The sequence below is a fragment of the Bacillus cereus group sp. BfR-BA-01524 genome (assembly GCF_022662595.1).
GTDB classification, from domain to species: Bacteria; Bacillota; Bacilli; order Bacillales; family Bacillaceae_G; genus Bacillus_A; species Bacillus_A thuringiensis_S.
Genome location: NZ_JAKUDW010000446.1, coordinates 1 through 225, shown reverse-complemented (window position 1 = coordinate 225; position 225 = coordinate 1). Strand labels below are relative to the sequence as shown.

Sequence of the window (225 nt, the reverse complement as noted above, 5' to 3'; positions counted from 1 at the left end):
TTAGACAAAAAACCAATTATATTTACAATTGAAAAAAGCCAAAAAGATATTGCTACCGTTACTATGAAAAATAGTTTAACAAAAGGCGGCGTGGAACTTTCTAAAGTGGATGACGTAGATGGTACTGCTCTTAAAGATGCGGTATTTAAAATTACCGATATGAATGGTAACGACATTCGTACTGAGCTTACAACAGATGTACATGGAAAAATTTCTGTTTCTGAT

Annotated in this window: 1 protein-coding gene; it reads left to right on the top strand. The window is 32.9% G+C overall.

Going from position 1 to position 225, the window contains the following annotated elements:
• Positions 1 to 225, top strand: a 225-nt coding sequence (locus tag MR170_RS31820) for a SpaA isopeptide-forming pilin-related protein (RefSeq protein WP_242310777.1), incomplete at both ends; no start/stop codon positions are given.